We start from the raw sequence: 24,616 nt of genomic DNA, 5'->3' as shown, positions 1-24,616 counted from the left end.
CCATGAGTTGTGTTGCCAGTCCGTGACCAGCCCGTGCCCGCGCACGCCGCCGTCCGCGGGCATGGACTGCGTCGTCCGTCTTGCTCGGTGGTGCGCCCTTGCACCCATCCCCCGATCCGGACCGGACCGGGAAACGTCGAAGCCGCGCCCATTTGTGATGAGCGCGTCAGCGAAAAAGGGATGCGTTCGAGGCTAGCGGTCGAACCCACGAGTAACCGAGCCCGGATCTGTCGGTTCACTCACAAAACCGTTAAGGGAATCGATTCAGATCAGCGATGAACAACAGGCGAACAAAACGCCCCCGCCCGGATTGCCCGGAACGAGGGCGTGAATGTCGGTGAAACACCGCGCGGCGATCGGATTGACCGGCCGCGGGACAGGACGATCCTAATTACGGCTGATCCATTGGCCGGTGGTGGCATCGATCCGGGCAACCCCTTCGGCGTGCGCGCCCTGACCGTTGCCCCACACCGAATCCGAGGCCGGATCCACGGCCGGTTTCGCCGACTGGTCGGTGGAATCCTGGTGGTACTGCCCCTGCCCGTCGAGGTGGCCGTGTTCCTCGACGGTCCACTGCCCGTCCCCGGTGTGCGTGGAGACGGTGACCTGTCCGTCCGCGCCGATCTGGGTGAGCACATCGGCGTTTCCGTCACCGTTGGAATCGGTGGCCAGCACCTGGCCGCCCTGACCGTCGTCGGTGACCGCCGTGTCCGGGGTGCCGTCGTGGTCGCTGTCGATGGTGGCCTTGCCCGCGTCCACATCCCCGTGCGGGCCGTCGATGTGGATGGAACCGCCGGTGTTCGCCTCGGCCTGCGCGTCGGGTCCGCTCGGCGCCCCCTGCTCACCGGTGGAGATCCAGGAGTGGTTCGCGTTGTCGAAGTGCGCGGTCGCCGTGACCCCTCCGGACTGGTCGAGCTCGGCGTAGGTGTCCGCCACCCCGTCGCCGTCGGTGTCCGCGTACACCGTCTGGCCGGTATCGGTCTGCACGAGATAGGCGTCGGCGACCCCGTCCCGGTCGAGGTCGACGTTCGCCTCAGCGGCGTACTCGTGGCCGTCGACGTCGACCTTGAGCTCGCCCTCGTGCTGATCGCTGCCGTCGTCGATGTACATCGTCGTTCCCCTTATCGTGGGTGGCCGTGTCCGATCTCTAGGACCAACGTTATTCCGGTTCGGTTCCCGGAACAATCGGAGGAGTTCAACGATCCCGCAGGTCGCGAATCCGCGCGAGCAGGTTCCCCAGCTGTCCCTCGCCCGTGCTCAGTTCCTGTAACTGTCTGGTAATCCGCTGTAACTGGGTGTTGCGTTCGGCCGTCTCCAGTTTGAGCGTCTTGTCCACGCTCTTGATCTCCGCCTCGATGGCCTCGATGCGCTGCCCGAGTGCCTCGTCGAGCGCGAGCGAGAGCTGGGACTCCGCGGAGATGATCTGCTCGGAGACCAGCTGATCGAGTGTGCTGCGGGCCTCCGCGATGGCCTCGGTGAGCCAGGTCTTCATGTGCGTCTTCTCCGCCTGGTGCTTGCGGGTGCGCGCCATCCACACCCCGGCGCCGAGCCCGACCACGATCGTGACCGGCAGCAGGAACGGATTGAGCGCGGCCGCGCCGAGTCCGAGCACCCCGGGCGCGAAGGATGTGGCCATCCGCGCGACGCCGAACCCGGAGTAGACGCCCATGGACACCATGAGCTTGTCCTCCGCGGTTCCCGCGCGCTTCTCCGGCGGGCGCAGTTCGAGGAACGGGCGCTGCTGCTTGGCGAACTCGGCGCGCAGCACCTGCAGCTCGCCGTCGGAGAACACCTCGGCGAGCGTGGTCTCGGTGGCCCTGGTCAGCCGCTCCGCAAGCGATTGGCTGATCCGCCCGGACACCAGTTGCATGGCCGAGTCGACCTCGGCGGGCAGCTGGGCGAGCCGTTCCCGGTTCGCCGAGTCGATGGCACCACGGAACCACGTGGTCAGCTCGCGCATCTGCCGCCCGACATCGTGGGTCCCCTCGATCCGCGCGCGCTGGATCTCCGCGCGCAGTTTGACCTGGTACCCGCGGGTTGAGGAACGGCGCTGCGTGGTGAGTTCATCGCGGCGTTCGCGCAGCGTGGCGATCTCGTCCTCGCCGGTGGAAAGGGCGCGGTGCCGGGATTCGAGCTCGGCGCGCAAACCATTGAACGCCGTGGTCAGCGCGCGCAGGGTGTTCGCCTCGGCGAGCATGGCCGCCCGGCCCGCGACCTGTTCCTGCAGCCGCTGCTGCAGATCCGGGATCCCGGACCGTTCCCGCAGCACCCGCGCCGCCTGTTCGTTCGGGGCAGTCGCGGCCATGTCGAACATCCGCGCGGACACCGGATACATCGGCACGTTCGCGAACCGGGGCGCGTGCTCGGCGAGCAGTTCTTTATTGGCCTCGGCGACCTGGCGGTACCCGCGGTGCGAATCGGTCTTGGTCAGTGCGAACAGCACCGTCTCCACACTGTCCGCCACCTTGCGCAGGAAACCGAGTTCCCCACTGGTGAGCGGTCCGGAGGCGTCCACGACGAACAACAGCGCGGTCGCCGAGGCCGCGGCCTCGGTGGCCAGCTCGCCGTGCAGGGAATCGAGCCCGCCGACGCCCGGGGTGTCCACCAGCTGCAGCCGTTCGAGCAGCGGAATCGGCGCGTCCACCTCGACATAGCGCGGTGGCAGTTCCCCGTCCGGCAGCTCGTGCGCGGCGGATGCCCAGTTCAGCAGCTGCTCGGGCGGAAAGGCCACCGGTTCGCGCTGCGGATAGCAGGCCCTGGTGGCCATCGCCTCGCCGTAGCCGAACACCAGATAGGTCGCGGTGGCCACCTCGGCGTCCACCGGAGACAGGCCGGGGCTCGCCAGCAGGGCGTTCACCAGGGAACTCTTGCCCCTGTTCGTCTCACCGACCACGACGACCGACGGCGTACTCCGGCGCGCCTCGTGTACGCCACGTACCCAGGTGGCGGCCTCGGGATCGCAGTCGGCGAGGAAATTCACCAACTGCTCACGGGTCGTGCGTACCTGTTCGGGGAAGGAATTCACGCGTCTCATCCCACCACTTCGCCGACCGCGCGCGGTAGCCCTGGTCAGGAGCTCTGCTGGTACACGGTCACGATCGGCACACGCAGCAGCTCACCGCGGTCGGAGAACCCGGTGAGCTCGGTTTCGGCGATGACCCCGTCCAGGGCCGGATCACTGGTCGCGACCACCCCGCCCGCCTCGTGCACCGCGGGATCGAACCGTTGCCCGTCCGGGCGCAGTGCCTCGACACCGATCTCGGCGAGCCCCGATTCGATGCGCTCGGTCACCCCTGGGCTGCGCGCGCGATCGAGCGCGTACATGCACAACCGGACGAGCGCGGACCGTTCGGTCGCGAGGTCGTGCGCACTCGGTTCGTCCAGCCCGGCGCCGAGTTCCTGTTGGCCTGCCATGACCGTGTCTGACGCATCGCGAGGGGTTTCGGTTCCATCCCGGTTCACCGGCTCACCCCGGCCCGTGTGCGCAGCTCCTGCCAGATCAGAAAGTACGCGCGGTGCACGACGTGCGCGATGCGGGACTGCGCCGGTGTCGCGCCGAACGTGGAGAAGGACCGCCACCAGCCCGCCCGCTCGAGCGCGTGCGCGGTCAGCTGTTCGAGCCCGGCGCCCGGCATCCCGAGTTGCGTCTCGATGTCGACATTGCCGCCCACCCGCAGGATTTCCTCGGCGAGGTCGTCGGGCATGGCGACCGCGGAGGACACGACGAGGGTGAGTGCTTCGAGCAGCCGCAGCTGGTGCGCCTCGGGCTTGGCGAGCAGCACCTCGATCGCGTCGTGCACCCGCTGGCGTTCCCCGTGATCACCGCTTGCCTGGGCGATCGCGGTGACCGAGGCGAGCGCGGCCGCAGCCTTGATGCCATCGGCCCTGGTGGCGAACACCTTGCCCAGCTTGTCCCGGACCTCGGGCAGCCCGGATGCGGCGAGCAGGGTCCTGCGCAGTTCCCCAGCCGAGATGCCCGGCCGCGCGCGGATCGCGTCCACCGCCTTGCGGATCCCGTAGAGCTCCAGTTTCTCCAGCAGGCGCGCCCGCACCCCGGCGGGAACCTCGCATTCCCAGCTGGTGAAGATGTCGCCCGCGATGAGCATGGTTTCCAGATCGGCGTCGTCGAGCTCGGCGAGCCGGTGCAGCGCGTCGGCATCACCGGAGGTGAAGGTGCCGGTCTCCGCGGACTCCGCGATCAGCCCGGCGACCGGGAGCACATCGGCGACCCGCGGCTTGAGCACATCCGCCTGCGAACCCGCCAGCTTGCGGGCAGCTTCCCAGACATCCCCGTCCGCGCCCTCCACCGATTCGGGCGGGATCGTGTCGGCCTTGTTCAGCACCGCGATCGCGTTCACCGGTCCCGCGTCCCGGCTCGCCGTCGCCGCGGTGAACGCCGCGATGGCGTGCTGGTCATCGGCGCGCACGCCCTGGGTGACCACGTAGAGCACGGCCTCGGCGCCGGCGACCGCCGATGCGGAGGCCCGGTCGAGCTCATCGGATTCCCCGGACTCCCCGGCCTCGGTGCCCAGGATCGCCTCGGTCCGCTGCACCGAGGCGGCGTCCAGCGAACCGAGTCCCGGGGTGTCGATCACCGTGAGATTCGCGAGCACCGCATTGGTCAGATACGCCTCGAGGTGCGAGATCGTCGAGAAGTCACCGAGTTCCGCGGGGATCATCCCGTCCGCGTCGAACGGGATGATCCGGCGGTTGCCATCGGTGTACACCAGCTCGACCCGGTCCACCGTGCCGTAGGAGAACCGGGTGACCAACCGCGTGCACTCGCCGATATCGGTCGGTGCCACCCGGCGCCCGATCAGCGCGTTGACCAGGGTGGACTTGCCCGATTTGATCCGCCCGGCCACCGCGACCTGCAGCGGGGAGCGCAACCGGCGCACGACCTCGCGCAGCCCTGCGGCGGTACGCGGGCCGACCTGGGGCTCCAGGCTCGCGCACAACTGGGCGACTGCGCCGGAGAGCGGACCGGAGAACTGCTGCTGACCTGCCACGGTTGGCAAATCTACCTCCTGGGCAGGGTGCCGATCTGCTACCGAAGGCTGACGTGTACGCAGCGGGCGGACCCATAGGCTGGTGTGGTGCGAAGGCTGAGTCTGTGGATCAGGGCGCATCCCATCATCGGGGATGCGTCCATCGCGGTGTTCGTACTTCTTTTCGACTATGTCTTCATGGGGGACACCGGGCGGCCTGGCATCGCGCCGATCTCCTGGGTCGGGGTCGGTGCGCTGCTCGTCGCTCCGCTGCTGGTGCGCAGGCGCTTTCCGATCGGCGCCGCGATCGTCATCGCCTTCGGCGGGGTCATACAGCTGCTCACCCACCAGGTCGGAACGGGCATCGTGCAGCTGCGGCCCGCCGACCTGGCCCTCGGGTTCGCCCTTTACACCCTTGTCGCCTATGTCGGCCGCAAACCGGGCCTGATCTACGGATCCGTGCTCGTGCTCGGCACGATCATCTGGGCACTGCGGTCCGTCCGCGATGCGCACATCACCGTCGTCGGTACCTTTGCGTTCGGCGGGCTGATGATCTTCACCATCTTTTTCATCGCAGGCGAGTACTACGGTGCCCGGCGCGCCTACTCCGCCGAGGTGGAACGCAGGCTCGCACTGCTGGAGACCGAACGCGACCAGCAGGCCCGGATCGCCGTCGCGGACGAGCGCGCCCGCATCGCCCGCGAACTGCACGACGTCGTCGCGCACGCGGTCAGCGTGATCATCGTGCAGGCCGACGGCGCCTCCTACGCCATCCGCAACAACCCCGAACTCGCCGAGTCCGCCGTGGAAACCATCTCCACGACCGGCCGCACCGCGCTCGCCGAGCTGCGCAGGCTGCTCGGCGTGCTGCGGGAGGACGACACCGAGGCCGAGCTCGCCCCGCAGCCCGATGCCACCGGGCTCTCCCGCCTCGCCGACCAGATCGGCCTTCCCGTGCGGTTGCAACTCAGCGGCGATATCGACGGACTGCCCGCGGGCATCGGGCTCAATCTCTACCGGATCATCCAGGAAGCGCTCACCAACACCCTCAAACACGCGGGCGCCAGCGCGACCGCGCTCGTCACCGTGTGCCGCGGCGAAGACGACGTGGAGGTCAGCATCGAGGACAACGGATCCGGAGCGCCCACCGCCGCATTCCGCGAGGTCTCCGGCGGGAACGGCCTCATCGGCATGCGCGAGCGCGCCACCATGCACGGCGGTGAACTCGAGGCGGGCCCGCGGGAAAGTGGCGGCTGGCAGGTGCACGCGAGCATTCCCTTACAGCCCAGCTGATTTGCGGTTTGCCCCGAACGCGGGCTGTTGCCCGTGCGCAGGATTGTGCTTGCCTGGCAGAGCAGTTCGCTGGGGTAAGGGGTGCGCGATGGGGCGGAAACCGGATCGTTGGCGGACGATCAACGGCAAAAGAATCCCGATATACAACAGCAAAGGGAAAGCCGCGACCGCGGCTGTCGTCACCGGGGTGGTCGCCGCCCTCGGCTATGGCGGCGGTTCCGGACTGCTCAGCGGTGGCGCACTCGAAGGCGCGGCCGCCGATGCCCTGCCCGGAAACCTCAGCGGCGAGGTCGCCGATTCGCTGCCCGGCAGGAATCTTTCGGTGCGCAAAACCGAGGGAACCAGATCCGCGCGGCGCGGGCGCACCAAGGAAACCTTCGGCCGATTCCGGTTGAAAGAGCTCGAGCGCAGGGTCGAACACGATCTGGACTGCGCCGTCAATTCCACCGAACGGGTCCGGAAGTTCTTCCTGCGCAAGGGATGCACCTCACTGCACAGGGCATTGTTCGCGGTCGGGGACGGACAGGGCAACGCCGCGATGATCTCCGTGGTGTGGGTGGGCTTCCGGAAACGCAGTGACGCGAACGCTTTCGAACGCATCGAATCCGTACAGGGCAGCGGAGACGTGAAACCACTCGGCGCGGCCGTGCTCGGACTGGGCGAACTGGGGTTTTCCGGGCACCACTACCACTCCCGGCCGCACGGCCGCAGCAGAACCGTGGTGGAAACCGAGACCGCGACCGGGCAGGTCCCCGCCGCGAAACTGGACGCGCTCGCCGAGGTCTGCTCCTGGCTCCCGAGGCTCTGAAGGCCGATCACTCCGGCACGATCGAGATCGTGCGCATCAGCCCGGCTTCAGTGCATCCGGCCCCGATCGAGCTCGATGTGCGCACCGTCCCAGCGGCGGCGCAGCCACCGGTCGTGGGTGGCCACCACGACCGCGCCCGGTGCGGCGCGCAACGCGTCCTCGAGCTCGCTGGCCAAGGTGAGGGAGATGTGGTTGGTCGGCTCATCGAGCAACAGCACGTGCGGATTGGCGGCGACGAGCAGGGCGAGGGCGAGCCGTCGCCGCTGCCCCTCGGAGAGTTGACCGACCGGTTTACCTAATGCAGGACCGGGCAGCAGCCCGAGTTCGCCGAGGTTGGGGCCTTCGGGAACGGCATCGGCGTAGAGCCGGGCGGCGGGCTTGTCACGTTCGGCGAACCACACGTCCTGGCGGAGTAGCCCGATCCGGGTTCCCTTGCGGCGCAACAGTTCGCCGCTTTCCGGGGAAATGTCCCCGGCGAGCACCCCGAGCAGGGTGGATTTCCCGGCCCCGTTCGCCCCGGTGACCAGCAGCGCATCGGCCCCGTTCACATCGAGCCGGTCCACGGCGAGCCGCTGCCCGACCCGGACCTGGTGCAGGGAAAGGACCGGGCCGCTCCCGTTCCCCGCGCTCCACGCGCCGCTGAACCGCAGCGGTGGGGGTGGTTTGCGTACCTGTTCCTGCTCCAGCTCCTCGAGCCGGCGTTTGGCATCACGTACCCGCCGTGCCGCGGTCTGCTGCACGCGCGCGCCCTTGAAGGCGTAGATGAACTTGTCGTTGTCCCGCGCCTTGCGGTTGTGCGCGATATCGCTCGTGTTCACCCGCACCGCACTGCGCAGGGCCTTGAGCTCCTCCTGCTCGCCTGCGTACTGGCGCTCCCAGCGTTCGCGTTCGGCCCGTTTCGCCCCGAGGTACGCGGTGAACGCGCCGGTGTAGCGGGCGGGACCGGACACGTTCGGGTCCAGATCGAGAATGTCGGTGCACACCTCGTCCAGGAACACCCGGTCATGGCTGGCGACGAGCACCCCGGAGGAGAGGCCGCGCAGGTGCTCCTCGAGGAACGCGATCGCCGCGTCGTCGAGGTGATTGGTCGGCTCGTCGAGCAGCAGCATGCCCGGGCGGCGCACCAGCAGCATGGCCAGCGCGAGCCGGGTGCGCTCCCCGCCGGACAGGGTGCCGATCAGGCGCTCCCCGGTGACTCCGGACTCGCCGATCAAGAATCCGAGACCGAGCCCGTCGAGCACCAGCTCAGCCCTGCGGTCGGCATCCCAGGCCTCGTGCGCGGTGCACCAGTCGAGCACCTCGCCGTACTCGGTCATGGCGGCCTCGGAATCCGCGATGCGTTCCGCGAGTTCGTCCAGCCTGCGCAGCGCGATTCGCACCTCCGCGAGAGCGTCATCGAGCACCGCGGCCACGCTCGCGCTGCCCGGGAACTCCGGCTCCTGGGTGAGGAAACCGAGATCGGACGGTGCCTCCACGGTGCCCCCGTCGCGGGCTTCCCGCCCGGCGAGCACGCGCAGCAGGGTCGACTTGCCGACGCCGTTGTCGCCGACGAGACCGGTGCACTGGCCAGGAGAAAGGGTGAGCGAGACCCCGGAGAGCACGGTACGCGCGCCGTAGGACTTGACGAGTTCGCGGGCTTGAAGCACAGACATGACATCGCATTCGCTTGCTGGATGCCCGCCGGGTGCCTGATCGAGAGGCTGGCCTCGGACGCGGGCCGGATGCGATGTCAGAGCTTCATAACGAGCGCGAGTCTATCAGAGCGCGTCTGAGAGCTCTCGTCCGTCGCGAGCGGGAGTCAGATCGCGAGTGCCCTACGGGGGCACCCGCGCCCGAGATCGGCAAGGCGGAGGAAGGAGCCGTAGCGGGGTTCTATGGCGACTGACGACAACGCGGCGAGGCGTCGTCCGGCCCGCGTAGCAGGACACGGAGCTCTCAGATGCTCTCAGTCCATGGTGAAGGGGTCATAGCGAATGTGATCCAGCGGGGTTCCCGCGACGAGCATCCGGGAGACCGTCGCGCGCAGCATGGGCGGCGAGCCGGCGACGACGACATCCCGGTCGGCCCAGGAACCGGCCTTGGTCACCGCCTCGGCGATGGTTCCGCTCTGCACCCCGTGGACACCATCGGCGCCCTCCTCGGCGACCGCGGTCACCTCGAACCACGGCGAGACATCGGCGAGCCTGCGCAGGTTGTCCAGCTCGTACAGGTCATCGACCGTGCGCGCACCGTAATAGAGGTGCACGTCGGGATTCTCGCCATACTGCGCCATCGATTCCAGGATCGCGCGCATCGGGGCGATCCCCGTTCCACCGGCGATGAGCAGCGCATCGCGCCCGCTCTCCCGGTCCACGCGGAGCCTGCCCAGCGGCGAGGCCATCCGCCAGATCTCGCCCGGCCTGGTGTGCGCGACCACGCTCCCGGAGACCCAGCCCCGCTCGACGGCCTTGACGTGGAACTCCAGCACCCCGTCCTCGGCGGGCGCGTTCGCCGGGCTGAGGTACCGCCACAACCGCGGACGCTGCGGTACCTCGACGCTCATGTACTGCCCGGGCTCATACCGCATCGGGTAGTCCGTGCGCACCCGCACGATGGACAGGTCACGGTTGATCCTGCGGTTCTCGACGACCTCGCCGTTCCACCATGCGGGCCCCTCGTCCGCGGCGGCCGCCTCCTGCATCACCCGCGCGATCGTGGTGTACGCCTCGGCCCAGGCCCGCTCGACCTGCTCCGACCAGGCCGCACCGGCATGCTGTTTGACCGCCGCGATCAGCGCGATCCCCAGCGCCTCGTAATGCTTGGTGAGCACCCCGAACTTACGGTGATCCCTGGCGAGCTGCTCGAGGAACGGATTGAGCTCGGCGGGGTTGTCCACCTGCTGGACGATGTGCACGAGCGCGCGGAACAACCGGTCCCGCTGCTGCTCCATGTTCGCCGGGAACAGGTCCCTTGTCGGCGGATCGAGCGAGAACAGCATCCCGTAGAAGAACCGGATCATGCTCGCACCCTCGGGCTCCGCTGCCTTGAACGAGTCCTTGATCATGCGGACGAGCGGCGAGGAGCGCCCGTCGATGGACGCTTGTGGTCCGCTGTTGGGTACGGCATCCGCTGTCATGGAAGCGTTCGTTTCTCCAGTCCTCCGGGCCGAGTGCATCGGCACCCTAAGCCGTACGGCAAGTTCTCCGCTCAATATGGTAAAGGTTCTGGTTCATCTCTTGACGGACAGCCACTACGGCCCGGTCGCGTTGCGATCATCGGGTGAATTCAGGGCGAGCGCTATAGTCCATCCGGGGTACACGTGCCAGAGTCTTCCCGATGAGTGGCCCCGAAACCACCCCTACCGGTGTCGCCGAAACCGAACTTCTCGCTCTCGAATTCTCGGAGGACACCTCCCTCGACACCCCGCCCACCACGCTGCCGCAGGCCGAACAGCAGCTACCCGGATCCGCGGGCGAACATCTGCTGCAGGAGGCCTACGGAGACACCAAGCGCGCCCGCCGCTTCTACCGGGACCAGGTGCTCGAACACCTCAACGAGGTGATGATCGAGTTCGTCGAGCGGATGGAGATGGCCTTCGTGGCCACCTCGGACGCCAAGGGCGAGGCCGACTGCTCACTGCGCGCGGGCCCGGCCGGGTTCATCCGGGTACTGGACCGGCAGCACATCGCCTATCCCGAATACCGGGGCAACGGGGTGCACGCCAGCCTCGGCAACATCAGCGAGAACCCGCACATCGGGGTCATGCTCGTGGACTTCGTGCGCGATCTGATCGGGCTGCACGTCAACGGCAAGGCCCGCATCGTCGAGCACGAGGACATGCTGCTCGAACAGCCGCAGCTGGATGGCGAGCACGAGCCGGGGCGGCGGCCGCAACGCTGGGTGGTCGTCGACATCCACGAGGCCTACATCCACTGCCGCAAGCACATCCCGCGGATGCAGCCGGTGGACCGGAACCGGTCCTGGGGCACCGACGATTCCCGGCGCAAGGGCGGCGACTACTTCGGTGCACGTGCCGAACAGACCCAACAGGCCAAGCAGGCCGACCAGGTCGAGCACGCCGAGCGGCCCGACACCTCTCGGTGACGACCGGCCCGATCGTGTTCACCGGACCGGTCGAACGGCCACCCGACCCGGCGACCATGTCCCCTTTTTCCGGCAATCCTGCTTGTGGATAACCTGGGTACAACCTCATCGTCCCCGCCCTGACCTGGGAATTCATCCTGTGGACAACCTGTGGAGAAAACTACCGCTATACTTGAGTGGAACAGACTCAAGTTTCCTGACGTTGTGCAGGGTGAGCGAACGTTGGAAGCTACCGGAAGACCCCGAGAAGGACGAGGCATGGACGCGTTCAACCCCACGACCAAAACCCAGCAGGCGATCTCCTCTGCCGTGCAGGCCGCGACGGTCGCCGGCAACCCGGACACCACCCCGGCTCATCTGCTCGGTGCCCTGCTCGCACAGGCCGACGGCACCACGAGCCCGCTGCTGTCCGCGCTCGACGTCGACCCCGCGACGGTGCGCGCCGAGCTCGACCCGATCGTGAACAGGCTGCCCAGCGCACACGGTTCGACGGTCTCGGCCCCGCAGTTCTCCCGGGACGCGGTCACCGCGCTGACCGGGGCGCAGCGGCTCGCCACCGAGATGGGCGACGAGTATGTGTCGACCGAGCACCTGCTCGTCGGGCTCGCTTCGGGCTCCGACGCGGTGGCCGAACTGCTGCGTGGCCATGGGGCGACCCCGGACGCGCTGCGCGAGGCGTTCACCAAGGTGCGCGGATCGAGCCGGATCACCTCCCCCGATCCGGAGGGCACCTTCCAGGCACTGGAGAAGTACGGCGTCGATCTGACCGAACGCGCCCGCTCCGGGGAACTCGATCCGGTGATCGGGCGGGACTCGGAGATCCGCCGCGTGGTGCAGGTGCTGTCCAGGCGCACCAAGAACAACCCGGTGCTCATCGGTGAACCGGGTGTCGGCAAGACCGCGATCGTGGAAGGGCTGGCGCAGCGGGTGGTCGCCGGGGACGTTCCGGAGTCCCTGCGCGGCAAGAAGGTCATCTCGCTCGACCTCGGCGCCATGGTGGCCGGTGCGAAATACCGCGGTGAGTTCGAGGAACGGCTCAAGGCGGTGCTCAAGGAGATCACCGACTCCGCGGGTGAGGTGATCACCTTCATCGACGAGCTGCACACGATCGTCGGCGCGGGCGCGACCGGTGAGGGCGCGATGGACGCGGGCAACATGATCAAGCCGATGCTCGCGCGCGGGGAGCTGCGCATGGTCGGCGCGACGACCCTGGACGAGTACCGCGAGCGCATCGAGAAGGACGCCGCGCTCGAGCGCCGGTTCCAGCAGGTGTTCGTCGGCGAACCGTCCCGCGAGGACACCATCGGCATTCTGCGCGGGCTCAAGGAACGCTACGAGGTGCACCACGGGGTGCGGATCACCGACGGCGCGCTGGTCGCCGCGGCCACCCTCTCGGACCGGTACATCACCGCGCGCTTCCTCCCGGACAAGGCGATCGACCTGGTCGACGAGGCCGCCTCCCGGCTGCGGATGGAGATCGACTCGCGGCCGGTGGAGATCGACGAGGTGGAGCGATCCGTGCGGCGGCTGGAGATCGAGGAGATGGCGCTGTCCAAGGAGGACGACGCGGCCTCGAAGCAGCGGCTCGCCGCGCTGCGTGCCGAGCTCGCCGAGAAGCGCGAGGAGCTGTCCGCGCTCACCGCGCGCTGGCAGAACGAGAAGGGCTCGATCGAGAAGACCCGTGAGCTCAAGGAGCAGCTGGAGACCCTGCGTGGCGAGGCCGACCGCGCCGAACGCGATGCCGATCTCGGCCGCGCCGCCGAACTGCGCTACGGCAAGATCCCCGCGCTGGAGAAGGAGCTGGAGCAGGCCACCGAGGCCGAGGTGGACAGCGCCGCGATGCTCAAGGAGGAGGTCGGCCCGGACGACGTCGCCGATGTGGTGAGCGCCTGGACCGGCATCCCCGCCGGCCGGCTGCTCGAGGGCGAGACCGCGAAGCTGCTGCGCATGGAGGACGAACTGCGCCAGCGGGTCATCGGCCAGGACGACGCGGTGCGCGTGGTCTCCGATGCGGTGCGCCGCAGCAGGGCCGGGGTCGCCGATCCGGACCGCCCGACCGGTTCGTTCCTGTTCCTCGGCCCGACCGGGGTCGGCAAGACGGAGCTGGCCAAGGCGCTCGCAGCCTTCCTGTTCGACGACGAGCGGGCGATGATCCGGATCGACATGTCCGAGTACTCGGAGAAGCACAGCGTCGCCCGGCTGGTCGGCGCCCCACCCGGATACGTCGGCTACGACCAGGGCGGCCAGCTCACCGAATCGGTGCGCAGGCGCCCCTACTCGGTGGTGCTGCTCGACGAGGTGGAGAAGGCGCACACCGATGTGTTCGACGTGCTGTTGCAGGTGCTCGACGACGGACGGCTCACCGATGGCCAGGGCCGCACGGTGGACTTCCGCAACACCATCCTCGTGCTCACCTCCAACCTCGGCTCGCAGAACATCGCGGACCCGAACCTGGACGAGGCAGGCCGCAAGGAAGCGGTGCTCTCCGTAGTGCGCCAGCACTTCAAGCCGGAGTTCCTCAACCGGCTCGACGACATGGTCGTGTTCCACGCGCTGGCCACCGAGGAGCTCACCGCGATCGTGGACATCCAGATCGCCCGGCTGGCCAACCGGCTCGCCGACCGGCGGCTGACCCTGGATGTGTCCGAGTCCGCGCGGGACTGGCTCGCCCTCAACGGGTTCGACCCCGTCTACGGCGCGCGCCCGCTGCGCAGGCTCGTGCAGTCCGCGATCGGTGATCAGCTCGCCAAGGAACTGCTCTCCGGCGAGGTCACCGACGGGGACACGGTGCGGGTGGATGTGCACGACAGCAACACCGCACTGCAGGTCACACCCGGCTAGAGCGCGTCTGATGACTCTCGCCCGTCGCGAGCGGGAGTCAGCGTGGATGCATCGCAAGGCGGAGGAAGGAGCCATAGCGGGGTTCTATGGCGACTGACGACAACGCCGCGAGGCGCCGCGCTGGCCCCGCGCAGCAGGACACGGAGTCGTCAGATGTGCTCGAGGGTGTGCGGGACGGCAGAACGGCGCTACGCTCATCGGTGTCCCTTGGAGGAGGTGACACCGATGAACGGTCGTCCCGAGGAGTTCTACGCCGATTACTCCGACGGTTACGACAAGGACGCCTGGCAGGAGTTCACCCCGTGGCGGCCGGGCGACCCGAGCACGGTGGACGAAGCACCCAGCCGCGCACTCCGCGAATCGGGTCTCGGCGGGATGGGCGAACTGCTCGGCGAGGAACGCTCGGTGTACCGGCCGAGCACGCCGAACCACTCTCACTCCCCCGTCTCCACCGACCCGGAAAGCCAGCGCCAACGCCCGAGCGTGCCGTATCACCACTATCGCGAAGGCGATCAGGTGCGGAACAGCCACGCCATCCGGGGCACCGTCTTCGAGCACGTCCCGGAGAACACCAGGGGCAAGATCGTGGACACCGAGACCACGTTCCTCGGTGATCACTGGGCGACCGTGCAGTTCGACAACGGGCACACCGAGACCGTACGAACCGAATATCTGGAACGTCGCGGACTCTTCGACTGATTTCGATACCGTGGTCGGATGAAACGAATCCTGACAACGCTCACGGCGACCGTCGCCCTGTTGTGCGGCGCGCTGTTCTCGGGAACCCTGCCCGCGGTCGCGGAGACCACCGCGGCGGCGCCGCCCCAGATGCTGCTCATCCACGGCTTCAACGCCAAGTCCGGGACGAACTGCGACGGCACCACGTGGAAGAAGGCGCTGGACTACTACGCGGGCGCGGGGCACCGGCCGGGTAACTCGATGACCACGATCGGCTACTACTCCGGCGACACGCACTGCGGGGCGCAGATCGCCAAGGCCACGAAGAACACGTCCATTAAGGACATCGCCGCGAACTTCGCCAACTACATCGCCAAGAACTACACCGCCAAGGGCAAGCAGGTCGACATCGTGGCGCACTCCATGGGCGGGCTGATCACCCGCGTCGCCATGCTCGGCTCCGCGAAAGGCTGGAAAGGGTTCCCCGGCAAGCTGAAGGTCGGCGACATCGTCACCCTCGGCACCCCGCACCAAGGCGTCCGCAAGGGCTGCACCGGCAACTGCAGCAACCAGTGGAAACAGATGACGCCCGGTTCGAACTTCCTCAAAGTGCTGCAGCAGAAGGAAAACCGGCTCGACGGCACCTGGGCGAAGGGCACCGACTGGAGCCTTGCCGGTGCGGACGGCGACAAGACCGTGTCCTACAAATCGGCCATCGACAAGGGCCACCACGCCGATCAGAAATACCGCTACACGGATCTCGGCTCGGCGAAATGCAAGAAGGGCAGCACGATCGGCCACGGCGACCTGCGTGAGCTGACCGGTGCGGGCGGATTCTGCCTGCGGTACTGGCACGCCTCGCCGAAACACGATCCGCACAACACCACCAACGGCTGGTCCCCGCTGAAGACGGCGTTCCAGGCCGCCACGCACAAGGGCGACAACCTACCCAAGTAGCGCCCTCGCCTTCGGCAGCACCTCCTCGCCGAGCCGCCGGACATTGGTGCGCACCACGTCGGGATCACCGGCCAGCTCGACCTGCAGCAGCACCCGCGAGCAGCCCGAGCCGCGCACCTGTTCGGCGAGGCGTTCGGCGCAGGTGTCCGGGGAACCGACCGGATGTGTGGCCAGGGCGGATTCGGTGAGTCCCTCGATCACCTCCTCGGCCGGGGTGTCCTTGGCGATCCGCTGCGGGACATCGAGCAGCAGCTGATATTGCTCGCTGGCCCGCACGAATTCGCCCGCCGCACGGCGCATCACCTGCCGCGCCTCGTCCTCGTCCTCGGTGACGTGCGCGAACAGGGCCATGGCGTGGCGATATCCGGTCTCCGGCTGGCCCGCTTTCCCGGCGAAGTGGGCGTGTTCGGCGATCATGGCCGCCTTGTCCTCGATCCCCTTGTCGAAGAACAACAGCATCGGAACCCCGCGCGAGGCGGCGAGCTCCACCGAAGCGGCCGAGTTCGCCGCCAGCGCGACCGGAACGGGCCCCGAGACACCCGGCCCGGGCTGCGGGGTCACCTCGCGGAACCGATAGAGCTCGGAATTCGCGGACACCGGGCCGCGCAGCGCGGTCAGGGTCAGGTCCAGCGCCTCGGGGAGGCCACGCTTCCAGTACTCCACTCCGCGCCCCAGCACCTCGTAGTCCACCACCGGCTGCGCCCGGCCGACCCCGAGTTCGAAGCGGCCCCCGGAGAGGTGATCGAGCAGCGCGGCCTGTTCGGCGACGTGCACCGGCGAATGCAGCGGGAGCACCGTGACCGCGGTGCCCACCCGCACCCGCTCGGTCCGGCCGAGCAGATAACCCGCGAAGGTCAGTGCGGACGGGTTCACCCCGAACGGCATGAAGTGGTGCTCGGTCACCCACACATCGTCGAAACCGGTCCACTCCGCGATACGCGCCACCTCGACCCCGCGGGCGAGCACTTCTCCCGGCGACTGTCCCGCGTACCGGCTGGTGAACACGAATGCGCCGAATCGAACTCCGTCATCAGTACCCATGTGCCAAGCACAGCCGAATCCACCGGGTCGTGGCTAGGAGAAATCGGAACTCATCGGTTGGTCTCGGTGCTGACGTGCTCGACAAGACTCGCCCGGATGCGCGTGCGCACCCCGTTCACCCATGGCTCGTCCGCGTCGTCCACATCGAGCGCGGCCATGGCTTCGGATCACTGGTCACCGACTACCGCCCGCACGAAGAATCCCCGCCACCCGGAGTGGGTGGCGGGGATTTTCGGGAACTGGTCCCTGCCGACTGTGTCGATCTAACGGAAGTCGCGCCCGAAGTCGTAGTCGTCGAGCGGGACCGCGGCGCCGGTGCCACTGCCGAACATGTCCGGCGAGTAGTAGCCGTCGTCGTAGGACGGGATGGCGTAGGCGGCGGCGCGCGCCTCCTCGGTGGGCTGCACCTCGATGTTGCGGTACTTGTTGATACCGGTACCGGCCGGGATGAGCTTACCGATGATGACGTTCTCCTTGAGGCCGACGAGCCCGTCGGAGTGGCCCTGGATGGCGTTCTCGGTGAGCACCCGGGTCGTCTCCTGGAAGGAGGCGGCCGAGAGCCAGGAATCCGTCGCCAGCGAGGCCTTGGTGATGCCCATGAGCACCGGACGACCCGAAGCCGGATCGGTGCCCTCGGCCACGACGCGCCGGTTCTCCGCCTCGAACGAGGACCGCTCGACGAGCGAGCCGGGCAGGAACTCGGTGGTACCGGAATCGATGATCGTGACGCGCCGCAGCATCTGCCGCACGATGACCTCGATGTGCTTGTCGTGGATGGACACACCCTGTGCCCGGTACACCTTCTGCACCTCGTCCACCAGGTGCAGCTGGGCCTCGCGCGGGCCCATCACGCGCAGCACCTCGTGCGGGTCGGGCGCACCTTCGAGCAGCTGCTGGCCGACGTCGACGTGATCCCCGTCGGAGAGCTGCATCCCGCTCGGCATCTGGGCGAGCCGCTGCCGCTTGGACAGCTTCTCGAAGACGATCTCCTCGCTGCCGTCGTCCGGGATGAGGGTGATCTTCCAGTACCGGTCGCCGTCCTCGATGCGCACCCGGCCGTCGACCTCGGCGATCGGCGCCTTGCCCTTGGGCACCCGGGCCTCGAACAGCTCGGCCACACGCGGCAGACCCTGGGTGATGTCGTCACCGCCGAGACCACCCTGGTGGAAGGTACGCATGGTGAGCTGGGTACCCGGCTCACCGATGGACTGCGCGGCGACGATACCGACGGCCTCGCCGACGTCCACCAGCTGACCGGTGGCCATGGAGCGGCCGTAGCAGGTCGCGCACACCCCGACCGCGGACTCGCAGGTGAGCACCGAGCGCACCTTGACCTTGGTGACACCGGCCTCGACCAGCTTTTCGATCGCCGGGTCGCCCAGGTCGTCGCCCCGGTTGAGGACGACGTTGCCGGACTCGTCGGTGATGTCCTCGGAGAGCGTGCGGGCGTAGACCGAGGTCTCCACCGTGGTCTGGCGCACCAGCTCGTCACCGATCTTCTCGGCGACCTTCATGTTGATGCCGCGGTTGGTGTCGCAGTCGCGCTCGCGCACGATCACGTCCTGCGAGACGTCCACCAGACGACGGGTCAGGTAACCCGAGTCCGCGGTACGCAGCGCGGTGTCGGCGAGACCCTTGCGCGCACCGTGGGTGGCGATGAAGTACTCGAGGACGGTGAGGCCCTCGCGGTAGTTCGCCTTGATCGGGCGCGGGATGAACTCGCCCTTCGGGTTGGTCACCAGACCGTTCATCCCGGCAAGCGAACGGATCTGGGTCATGTTCCCGGCCGCGCCGGACTTCACGATCGTGGGGATCGGGTTCTCGTCCGGGAAGTGCTCTTCCATGGCCTCGGCGACCTCTTCGGTCGCGTCGCCCCAGATCTTGACCAGCTCGTTGTTGCGCTCCACGTAGGAGAGTTGACCGCGCTGGTACCGCTTCTCGACCTGGGTGGACTTGTCCTCGTAGGAGTCGAGGATCTCCTTCTTGTTCGGCGGGACGACCACGTCGGACATGGCGACGGTGACCCCGGAACGCGTGGCCCAGTGGAAACCGGCGTCCTTGAGCCGGTCCAGGGTCTGCGCGACGTGGGTCATCGAGTAGCGCTCGGCGAGATCGTTGACGATCGCGCCCTGGCGCTTCTTGGTCATCTCGCCCTCGACGTACGGGTAGTCCGCGGGCAGCAGCTCGTTGAACAGGATCCGGCCGAGCGTGGTCGACGCGGTCCACGGCTTACCCGGCTCCCAGCCCTCCGGCTCCTCGCCGCGCGGCGGAACCCGGTCGTGCAGCCGCACCTTGATCGGCGCCTGCAGGCTGACCTGGCCGAGGTCGTAGGCCATGATCGCCTCGGCTGGTGAGGAGAAGCTCTGCCCTTCACCGATCGGCTTGGCCACGTTGCGGGTCAGGTGGAACAGCCCGGTGACCATGTCCAGACGCGGCATCGCGAGCGGGCGGCCGGAGGCGGGCGAGAGAATGTTGTTCGCCGAGAGCATCAGCACCCGGGCCTCGGACTGCGCCTCCGAGGACAGCGGCACGTGGACCGCCATCTGGTCACCGTCGAAGTCCGCGTTGAACGCTTCGCAGACCAGCGGGTGCAGCTGGATGGCCTTGCCCTCGACCAGCTGCGGCTCGAAGGCCTGGATACCGAGGCGGTGCAGCGTCGGCGCACGGTTGAGCAGCACCGGGTGCTCGCTGATCGCCTCTTCGAGCACGTCCCACACGGCCGGACGGGTCCGCTCCACCATGCGCTTCGCGGACTTGATGTTCTGCGCGTGGTTGAGGTCCACCAGCCGCTTCATCACGAACGGCTTGAACAGTTCGAGCGCCATCTGCTTGGGCAGCCCGCACTGGTGCAGTTTCAGCTGCGGGCCGACGATGATGACCGAACGGCCGGAGTAGTCGACGCGCTTACCGAGCAGGTTCTGCCGGAACCGGCCCTGCTTACCCTTGAGCAGATCAGAAAGCGACTTGAGCGGCCGGTTGCCCGGGCCGGTGACCGGACGGCCGCGGCGGCCGTTGTCGAACAGCGCGTCCACGGACTCCTGGAGCATCCGCTTCTCGTTGTTCACGATGATCTCGGGAGCACCGAGGTCGATCAGCCGCTTGAGCCGGTTGTTCCGGTTGATCACGCGACGGTAGAGGTCGTTGAGGTCGCTGGTGGCGAACCGGCCACCGTCGAGCTGCACCATCGGGCGCAGATCCGGTGGGATGACCGGGATGCAGTCGAGCACCATGCCCTTCGGCGAGGAACCGGTCTCGCCCTGGAAGGCGGCGACGACCTTGAGCCGCTTGAGCGCGCGCAGCTTCTTCTGGCCCTTGCCGTTGCGGATCACGTCGCGCAGCGTCTCGGCCTCGGCCGCGATGTCGTAGACCTCGATCAGCTTCTGGATCGACTCGGCGCCCATCGCGCACTCGAAGTACTCGCCGTAGCGGTCGTAGAGCTCGCGGCAGAGCACCTCGTCGGAGATGAGCTGCTTGGGCTCGAGCTTGGTGAAGGTCTCCCAGATCTCCTCGAGCCGGTCGAGCTCGCGGTTGGCGCGGTCGCGCAGCTGGCGCATCTCGCGCTCGCCGCCCTCCTTGACCTTGCGCCGCACGTCCGACTTCGCGCCCTCTTTCTCGAGCTCGGCGAGGTCGGCCTCGAGCTTCTGCTGACGCGCCTCGACGTCCGAGTCGCGCTGGTTCTCGACCTGCTTGCGCTCGACGTTCATCTCGTTCTCGAGCGTGGGCATGTCGTTATGCCGCAGCTCGGTGTTCACGCTGGTGACCACGTACGCCGCGAAGTAGATGATCTTCTCGAGATCCTTCGGCGCGAGGTCGAGCAGGTAACCGAGGCGCGACGGTACGCCCTTGAAGTACCAGATGTGCGTGACCGGGGCGGCGAGCTCGATGTGGCCCATCCGCTCACGGCGCACCTTGGCACGGGTGACCTCGACGCCGCAGCGCTCGCAGATGATGCCCTTGAACCGGACGCGCTTGTACTTGCCGCAGTAGCATTCCCAGTCGCGGGTCGGACCGAAGATCTTCTCGCAGAAGAGCCCGTCCTTCTCCGGCTTCAGGGTTCGGTAGTTGATGGTCTCCGGCTTCTTCACCTCGCCGTACGACCACTGACGGATGTCCTCGACCGTGGCGAGACCGATGCGGAGCTCATCGAAGAAGTTGACGTCCAACACGTTGGTGCGTCTCCCTTTTACGTGTTCGGAAATTCTGCCGGGCGCCGGGCGCCCTCACACTCGAGCGCGCCCGGCGAACTCGTTAATTCACCACGTCGTCGACGGACGGCGACTCATTGCGGGACAGGTTGATGCCCAGGTTCGCGGCCGCGCGCTCGAGGTCCTCGTCGTCGGAGTCGCGCATCTCGATCGCGGCTCCGTCGCTGGAGAGCACCTCGACGTTCAGGCACAGCGACTGCAGTTCCTTGAGCAACACCTTGAACGACTCCGGGATACCCGGCTCGGGGATGTTCTCGCCCTTGACGATCGCCTCGTACACCTTCACACGGCCGACCACGTCATCGGACTTGATGGTCAGCAGCTCCTGCAGGGTGTAGGCGGCGCCGTAGGCCTGCATGGCCCAGCACTCCATCTCACCGAACCGCTGGCCACCGAACTGCGCCTTACCACCGAGCGGCTGCTGGGTGATCATCGAGTACGGGCCGGTGGAGCGGGCGTGGATCTTGTCGTCCACCAGGTGGTTCAGCTTCAGGGTGTACATGTAGCCGACCGCGACCGGGAACGGGAACGGCTCGCCGGAGCGGCCGTCGAGCAGCATGGCCTTGCCGTCTTCCTTGACCATCCGCTCGCCGTCCCGGTTCGGCAGCGTCGAACCGAGCAGACCGGTCAGCTCGTCCTCCTTGGCGCCGTCGAACACCGGGCTCGCGGTGTTGGTCCCCGGCTCCACGTCGTAGAGCTCTTCCGGCAGGTTCGCGGCCCAGTCCGGGCTGCCCTCGATCTTCCAGCCCCGTGAGGCCAGCCAGCCGAGGTGCAACTCGAGGATCTGGCCGATGTTCATGCGTCGCGGAACACCGTGGGTGTTCAGGATCATGTCCACCGGGGTGCCGTCCTCGAGGAACGGCATGTCCTCCTCGGGCAGGATCCTGCCGATCACGCCCTTGTTCCCGTGCCGTCCGGCGAGCTTGTCGCCGTCCTGGATCTTGCGCTTCTGCGCCACGTAGACCCGCACCAGCTCGTTGACCCCGGGCGGAAGCTCGTCATCGTCATCGCGGGAGAACACCCGGATGCCGATGACCTTGCCGCGCTCACCGTGCGGCACCTTCAGCGAGGTGTCGCGGACCTCGCGGGCCTTCTCGCCGAAGATCGCACGCAGCAGCCGCTCCTCCGGGGTCAGCTCGGTCTCGCCCTTCGGGGTCACCTTGCCGACCAGGATGTCACCGTCCCGGACCTCGGCACCGATCCGCACGATGCCGCGCTCGTCGAGGTCGGCGAGGACCTCTTCGGAGACGTTCGGGATGTCCCGGGTGATCTCCTCGGCACCGAGCTTGGTGTCCCGGGCGTCGATCTCGTGCTCCTCGATGTGCACCGAGGTGAGCACGTCGTCGCGGACCATCCGGTTGGAGAGGATGATCGCGTCCTCGTAGTTGTAGCCCTCCCACGGCATGATCGCCACGAGCAGGTTCTTGCCGAGCGACATCTCGCCGTTCTCGGTGCACGGCCCGTCCGCGAGCACCTGGCCGACCTCGACGCGGTCACCCTCGTCCACGATCGGCTTCTGGTTGATGCAGGTGCCGTGGTTGGAGCGGCGGAACTTCTGCAGCTGGTAAGTGTTCCGGGTACCGTCGTCGGCCATCACGGTGAGCAGATCGGCGGACAGCTCCTCGACGACGCCCGCCTTCTCCGCGGTGATCACCGCACCGGCGTCGACCGCGGCACGCAGCTCCATGCCGGTCCCGACCAGCGGGGCCTCGTTGCGCAGCAGCGGCACCGCCTGACGCTGCATGTTCGCACCCATCAGGGCGCGGCTGGCCGCGTCGTGCTCGAGGAACGGGATCATCGCCGTCGCCACCGACACCATCTGGCGCGGAGAGACGTCCATGTACTCGACCTCGGACGGGTTCGCGAGGTCGGTCTCGCCGCCCTTCCGCCGGACCAGGACCGTCTCCTCGACGAAGTTGCCGTTGTCGTCGATCGGCGCGTTCGCCTGCGCCTTGACGTAGCGGTCTTCCTCATCGGCGGTGAGGTACTCGATCGTGTCGGTGACCACACCGTCCACGACCTTGCGGTAGGGCGTCTCGATGAAGCCGAACGGGTTGACCCGCGCGTACGAGGACAGCGAGCCGATCAGACCGATGTTCGGGCCTTCCGGCGTCTCGATCGGGCACATCCGGCCGTAGTGGCTCGGGTGCACGTCGCGGACCTCCATCTGGGCCCGCTCACGGGAGATACCACCCGGGCCGAGCGCGTTCAGGCGGCGCTTGTGGGTCATCCCGGCGATCGGGTTGACCTGGTCCATGAACTGCGAGAGCTGCGAGGTACCGAAGAACTCGCGGATCGCGGCGGAGACCGGGCGGATGTTGATCAGGGTCTGCGGCGTGATCGCCTCGACGTCCTGGGTGGTCATCCGCTCGCGGACCACGCGCTCCATCCGGGAGAGGCCGACCCGGATCTGGTTCTGGATCAGTTCGCCGACGGTGCGCAGGCGGCGGTTCCCGAAGTGGTCGATGTCGTCGATCTCGATCGGGATCTCGTTGTCGCCCTCGCCCATCGAGGTCTCGGCCGCGTGCAGCCGGACCAGGTACTCGATGGTCTGCGCGATGTCCTCTTCGGTGAGCACGCCGGTCTCGTACGGCTGGTCGATACCGAGCTTCTTGTTCAGCTTGTACCGGCCGACCTTGGCGAGGTCGTAGCGCTTGTCCTTGAAGAACAGGTTCTCCAGGAGGGTCTGCGCGGACTCCTTCGTCGGCGGCTCGCCCGGACGCAGCTTGCGGTAGATGTCGAGCAGCGCCTCGTCGGTGCCCGCGGTGTGGTCCTTCTCGAGCGTGGCCATCATCGTCTCGGAGAACCCGAACCGCTCGCGGATGCCCTCCGCGGTCCAGCCGAGCGCCTTGAGCAGCACGGTGACCGGCTGGCGGCGCTTGCGGTCGATGCGGACGCCGACCGTGTCCCGCTTGTCGACATCGAACTCGAGCCACGCACCCCGGCTCGGGATGATCTTGACGTTGAACACGTCCTTGTCGGTGGTCTTGTCGACCGACTGGTCGAAGTAGACGCCCGGGGAACGCACGATCTGGGAGACGACGACACGCTCGGTGCCGTTGATGATGAAGGTGCCCTTGTCCGTCATCACCGGGAAGTCACCCATGAACACCGTCTGGGATTTGATCTCACCGGTGGTGTGGTTGGTGAACTCCGCCGTGACGAACAGCGGGGCCGCGTAGGACATGTCCTTGTCCTTGCACTCCTCGACCGACGCCTTGACTTCGTCGAAGCGTGGGTCGGAGAAGGACAGTGACATCGATCCGGAGAAATCTTCGATCGGGGAGAGCTCGGTGAGCACCTCCTCGAGGCCGCCTACCGGGTTGTCCTCGCCAGCGTTGACCCTGCGCTCGAACCATGAGTCGGCGCCCGTGAGCCACTCGAACGACTGGACCTGCAGATCGAGCAGGTTCGGCACGGCGAGCGGTTCGTGGATCTTGGCGAAGGAGACCCGCTTCGGGGCTCCGGGGACATCTGGGGAGTTGGTCGCAGTAGTGGCCTTGGTCGCGCGGGAGACTGCCAAGATGCGTCCTTCCGGGGACTCGCGAGTAACTGCCTGGCTGCTACCAGCTAAGCAGTGCAACTGTCAAGGGTGCGGTTTGCGCCCAGCATCCTAACGTCCTTTAGCTGAACGCACGGGAAGAGGGCAGCAAGAACCCAGTCTAGCCGCTATCACGTCGGCTGTCTACACGCAAGCATCGCGCCTCGATGTCGCATGCCGT

The 24,616-nt window shown here is 67.6% G+C and carries 15 protein-coding genes; 6 read left to right on the top strand and 9 right to left on the bottom strand.

Annotation, left to right across the window (positions count from 1 at the left end):
- Positions 1–387 precede the first annotated feature (387 nt).
- The 4 genes from A37U_RS0134750 to A37U_RS0134735 form a co-directional block, all read right to left on the bottom strand.
- Positions 388–1,110 carry a hypothetical protein gene (locus tag A37U_RS0134750; RefSeq protein WP_020501275.1) on the bottom strand — a complete coding sequence of 241 codons (723 nt, stop codon included), beginning with the start codon at positions 1,108–1,110 and terminating at the stop codon, positions 388–390.
- Between the two features lie 85 nt (positions 1,111–1,195).
- On the bottom strand, positions 1,196–3,034 hold the full coding sequence (locus A37U_RS0134745) for a dynamin family protein (RefSeq protein ID WP_040589464.1): 1,839 nt from the start codon (positions 3,032–3,034) through the stop codon (positions 1,196–1,198).
- Between the two features lie 35 nt (positions 3,035–3,069).
- Positions 3,070–3,414: a nucleotide exchange factor GrpE gene (gene grpE, locus A37U_RS0134740; RefSeq protein WP_020501273.1), complete on the bottom strand. Its 345-nt coding sequence runs from the start codon at positions 3,412–3,414 to the stop codon at positions 3,070–3,072.
- Between the two features lie 44 nt (positions 3,415–3,458).
- Positions 3,459–5,009, bottom strand: coding sequence for a dynamin family protein (locus A37U_RS0134735; RefSeq protein ID WP_020501272.1), 1,551 nt, complete (start codon positions 5,007–5,009; stop codon positions 3,459–3,461).
- 84 nt (positions 5,010–5,093) lie between these two features.
- Between A37U_RS0134735 and A37U_RS0134730 the strand changes: the two genes are divergently transcribed.
- Both A37U_RS0134730 and A37U_RS46830 read left to right on the top strand, forming a co-directional pair.
- On the top strand, positions 5,094–6,281 hold the full coding sequence (locus tag A37U_RS0134730) for a sensor histidine kinase (protein ID WP_020501271.1): 1,188 nt from the start codon (positions 5,094–5,096) through the stop codon (positions 6,279–6,281).
- 88 nt (positions 6,282–6,369) lie between these two features.
- Positions 6,370–7,089, top strand: a complete 720-nt coding sequence (locus tag A37U_RS46830; RefSeq protein ID WP_020501270.1) for a hypothetical protein — start codon at positions 6,370–6,372, stop codon at positions 7,087–7,089.
- Positions 7,090–7,136: 47 nt separating this feature from the next.
- On the opposite strand, the gene A37U_RS0134720 is transcribed toward A37U_RS46830, so the two are convergent.
- The gene (locus A37U_RS0134720) at positions 7,137–8,741 is read right to left on the bottom strand and encodes an ABC-F family ATP-binding cassette domain-containing protein (protein ID WP_020501269.1); all 1,605 of its coding nucleotides are present in this window, start codon (positions 8,739–8,741) and stop codon (positions 7,137–7,139) included.
- A gap of 293 nt (positions 8,742–9,034) precedes the next feature.
- The gene (locus A37U_RS0134715) at positions 9,035–10,204 is read right to left on the bottom strand and encodes a globin domain-containing protein (protein ID WP_020501268.1); all 1,170 of its coding nucleotides are present in this window, start codon (positions 10,202–10,204) and stop codon (positions 9,035–9,037) included.
- A 200-nt stretch (positions 10,205–10,404) separates the two neighbouring features.
- Here A37U_RS0134715 and A37U_RS0134710 point away from each other — a divergent pair, with 200 nt between their 5' ends.
- The 4 genes from A37U_RS0134710 to A37U_RS0134695 all read left to right on the top strand — a co-directional run bounded on the left by A37U_RS0134710 (position 10,405) and on the right by A37U_RS0134695 (position 15,648).
- Positions 10,405–11,172, top strand: coding sequence for a pyridoxamine 5'-phosphate oxidase family protein (locus A37U_RS0134710; protein ID WP_020501267.1), 768 nt, complete (start codon positions 10,405–10,407; stop codon positions 11,170–11,172).
- Positions 11,173–11,430: 258 nt separating this feature from the next.
- Complete coding sequence (gene clpB, locus A37U_RS0134705) at positions 11,431–14,013, top strand: ATP-dependent chaperone ClpB (RefSeq protein ID WP_020501266.1); 2,583 nt, start codon at positions 11,431–11,433, stop codon at positions 14,011–14,013.
- A 225-nt stretch (positions 14,014–14,238) separates the two neighbouring features.
- Positions 14,239–14,712 carry a hypothetical protein gene (locus A37U_RS0134700; RefSeq protein WP_020501265.1) on the top strand — a complete coding sequence of 158 codons (474 nt, stop codon included), beginning with the start codon at positions 14,239–14,241 and terminating at the stop codon, positions 14,710–14,712.
- Between the two features lie 18 nt (positions 14,713–14,730).
- Positions 14,731–15,648 carry an esterase/lipase family protein gene (locus A37U_RS0134695; RefSeq protein ID WP_026197930.1) on the top strand — a complete coding sequence of 306 codons (918 nt, stop codon included), beginning with the start codon at positions 14,731–14,733 and terminating at the stop codon, positions 15,646–15,648.
- Here A37U_RS0134695 and A37U_RS0134690 read toward each other — a convergent pair.
- From A37U_RS0134690 to rpoB, 3 genes are all read right to left on the bottom strand, one after another.
- Positions 15,637–16,689 (bottom strand): LLM class flavin-dependent oxidoreductase, encoded by a 1,053-nt coding sequence (locus A37U_RS0134690; protein WP_020501264.1) that lies wholly within the window; start codon positions 16,687–16,689, stop codon positions 15,637–15,639. The two genes, A37U_RS0134695 and A37U_RS0134690, sit on opposite strands and share 12 nt — an antisense overlap.
- Before the next feature lie 263 nt (positions 16,690–16,952).
- Positions 16,953–20,855, bottom strand: a complete 3,903-nt coding sequence (locus tag A37U_RS0134680; RefSeq protein WP_020501262.1) for a DNA-directed RNA polymerase subunit beta' — start codon at positions 20,853–20,855, stop codon at positions 16,953–16,955.
- A gap of 82 nt (positions 20,856–20,937) precedes the next feature.
- Positions 20,938–24,417 (bottom strand): DNA-directed RNA polymerase subunit beta, encoded by a 3,480-nt coding sequence (gene rpoB, locus A37U_RS0134675; protein ID WP_020501261.1) that lies wholly within the window; start codon positions 24,415–24,417, stop codon positions 20,938–20,940.
- Positions 24,418–24,616 lie beyond the last annotated feature (199 nt).

The sequence above is a fragment of the Sciscionella marina DSM 45152 genome, from assembly GCF_000379465.1.
GTDB lineage: Bacteria > Actinomycetota > Actinomycetes > Mycobacteriales > Pseudonocardiaceae > Sciscionella > Sciscionella marina.
This window is presented reverse-complemented; position numbering and strand designations above follow the sequence as displayed.

Bases quoted from the DNA above. Each gene is read 5' to 3' on its own strand.
- A37U_RS0134750 (WP_020501275.1), bottom strand. From the start codon at position 1,110: ATGTACATCGACGACGGCAGCGATCAGCACGAGGGCGAGCTCAAGGTC.
- A37U_RS0134710 (WP_020501267.1), top strand. From the start codon at position 10,405: ATGAGTGGCCCCGAAACCACCCCTACCGGTGTCGCCGAAACCGAACTT.
- A37U_RS0134700 (WP_020501265.1), top strand. From the start codon at position 14,239: ATGAACGGTCGTCCCGAGGAGTTCTACGCCGATTACTCCGACGGTTAC.
- grpE (WP_020501273.1), bottom strand. From the start codon at position 3,414: ATGGCAGGCCAACAGGAACTCGGCGCCGGGCTGGACGAACCGAGTGCG.
- A37U_RS0134745 (WP_040589464.1), bottom strand. From the start codon at position 3,034: ATGAGACGCGTGAATTCCTTCCCCGAACAGGTACGCACGACCCGTGAG.
- A37U_RS0134715 (WP_020501268.1), bottom strand. From the start codon at position 10,204: ATGACAGCGGATGCCGTACCCAACAGCGGACCACAAGCGTCCATCGAC.
- A37U_RS0134720 (WP_020501269.1), bottom strand. From the start codon at position 8,741: ATGTCTGTGCTTCAAGCCCGCGAACTCGTCAAGTCCTACGGCGCGCGT.
- A37U_RS0134690 (WP_020501264.1), bottom strand. From the start codon at position 16,689: ATGGGTACTGATGACGGAGTTCGATTCGGCGCATTCGTGTTCACCAGC.
- clpB (WP_020501266.1), top strand. From the start codon at position 11,431: ATGGACGCGTTCAACCCCACGACCAAAACCCAGCAGGCGATCTCCTCT.
- A37U_RS46830 (WP_020501270.1), top strand. From the start codon at position 6,370: ATGGGGCGGAAACCGGATCGTTGGCGGACGATCAACGGCAAAAGAATC.
- A37U_RS0134695 (WP_026197930.1), top strand. From the start codon at position 14,731: ATGAAACGAATCCTGACAACGCTCACGGCGACCGTCGCCCTGTTGTGC.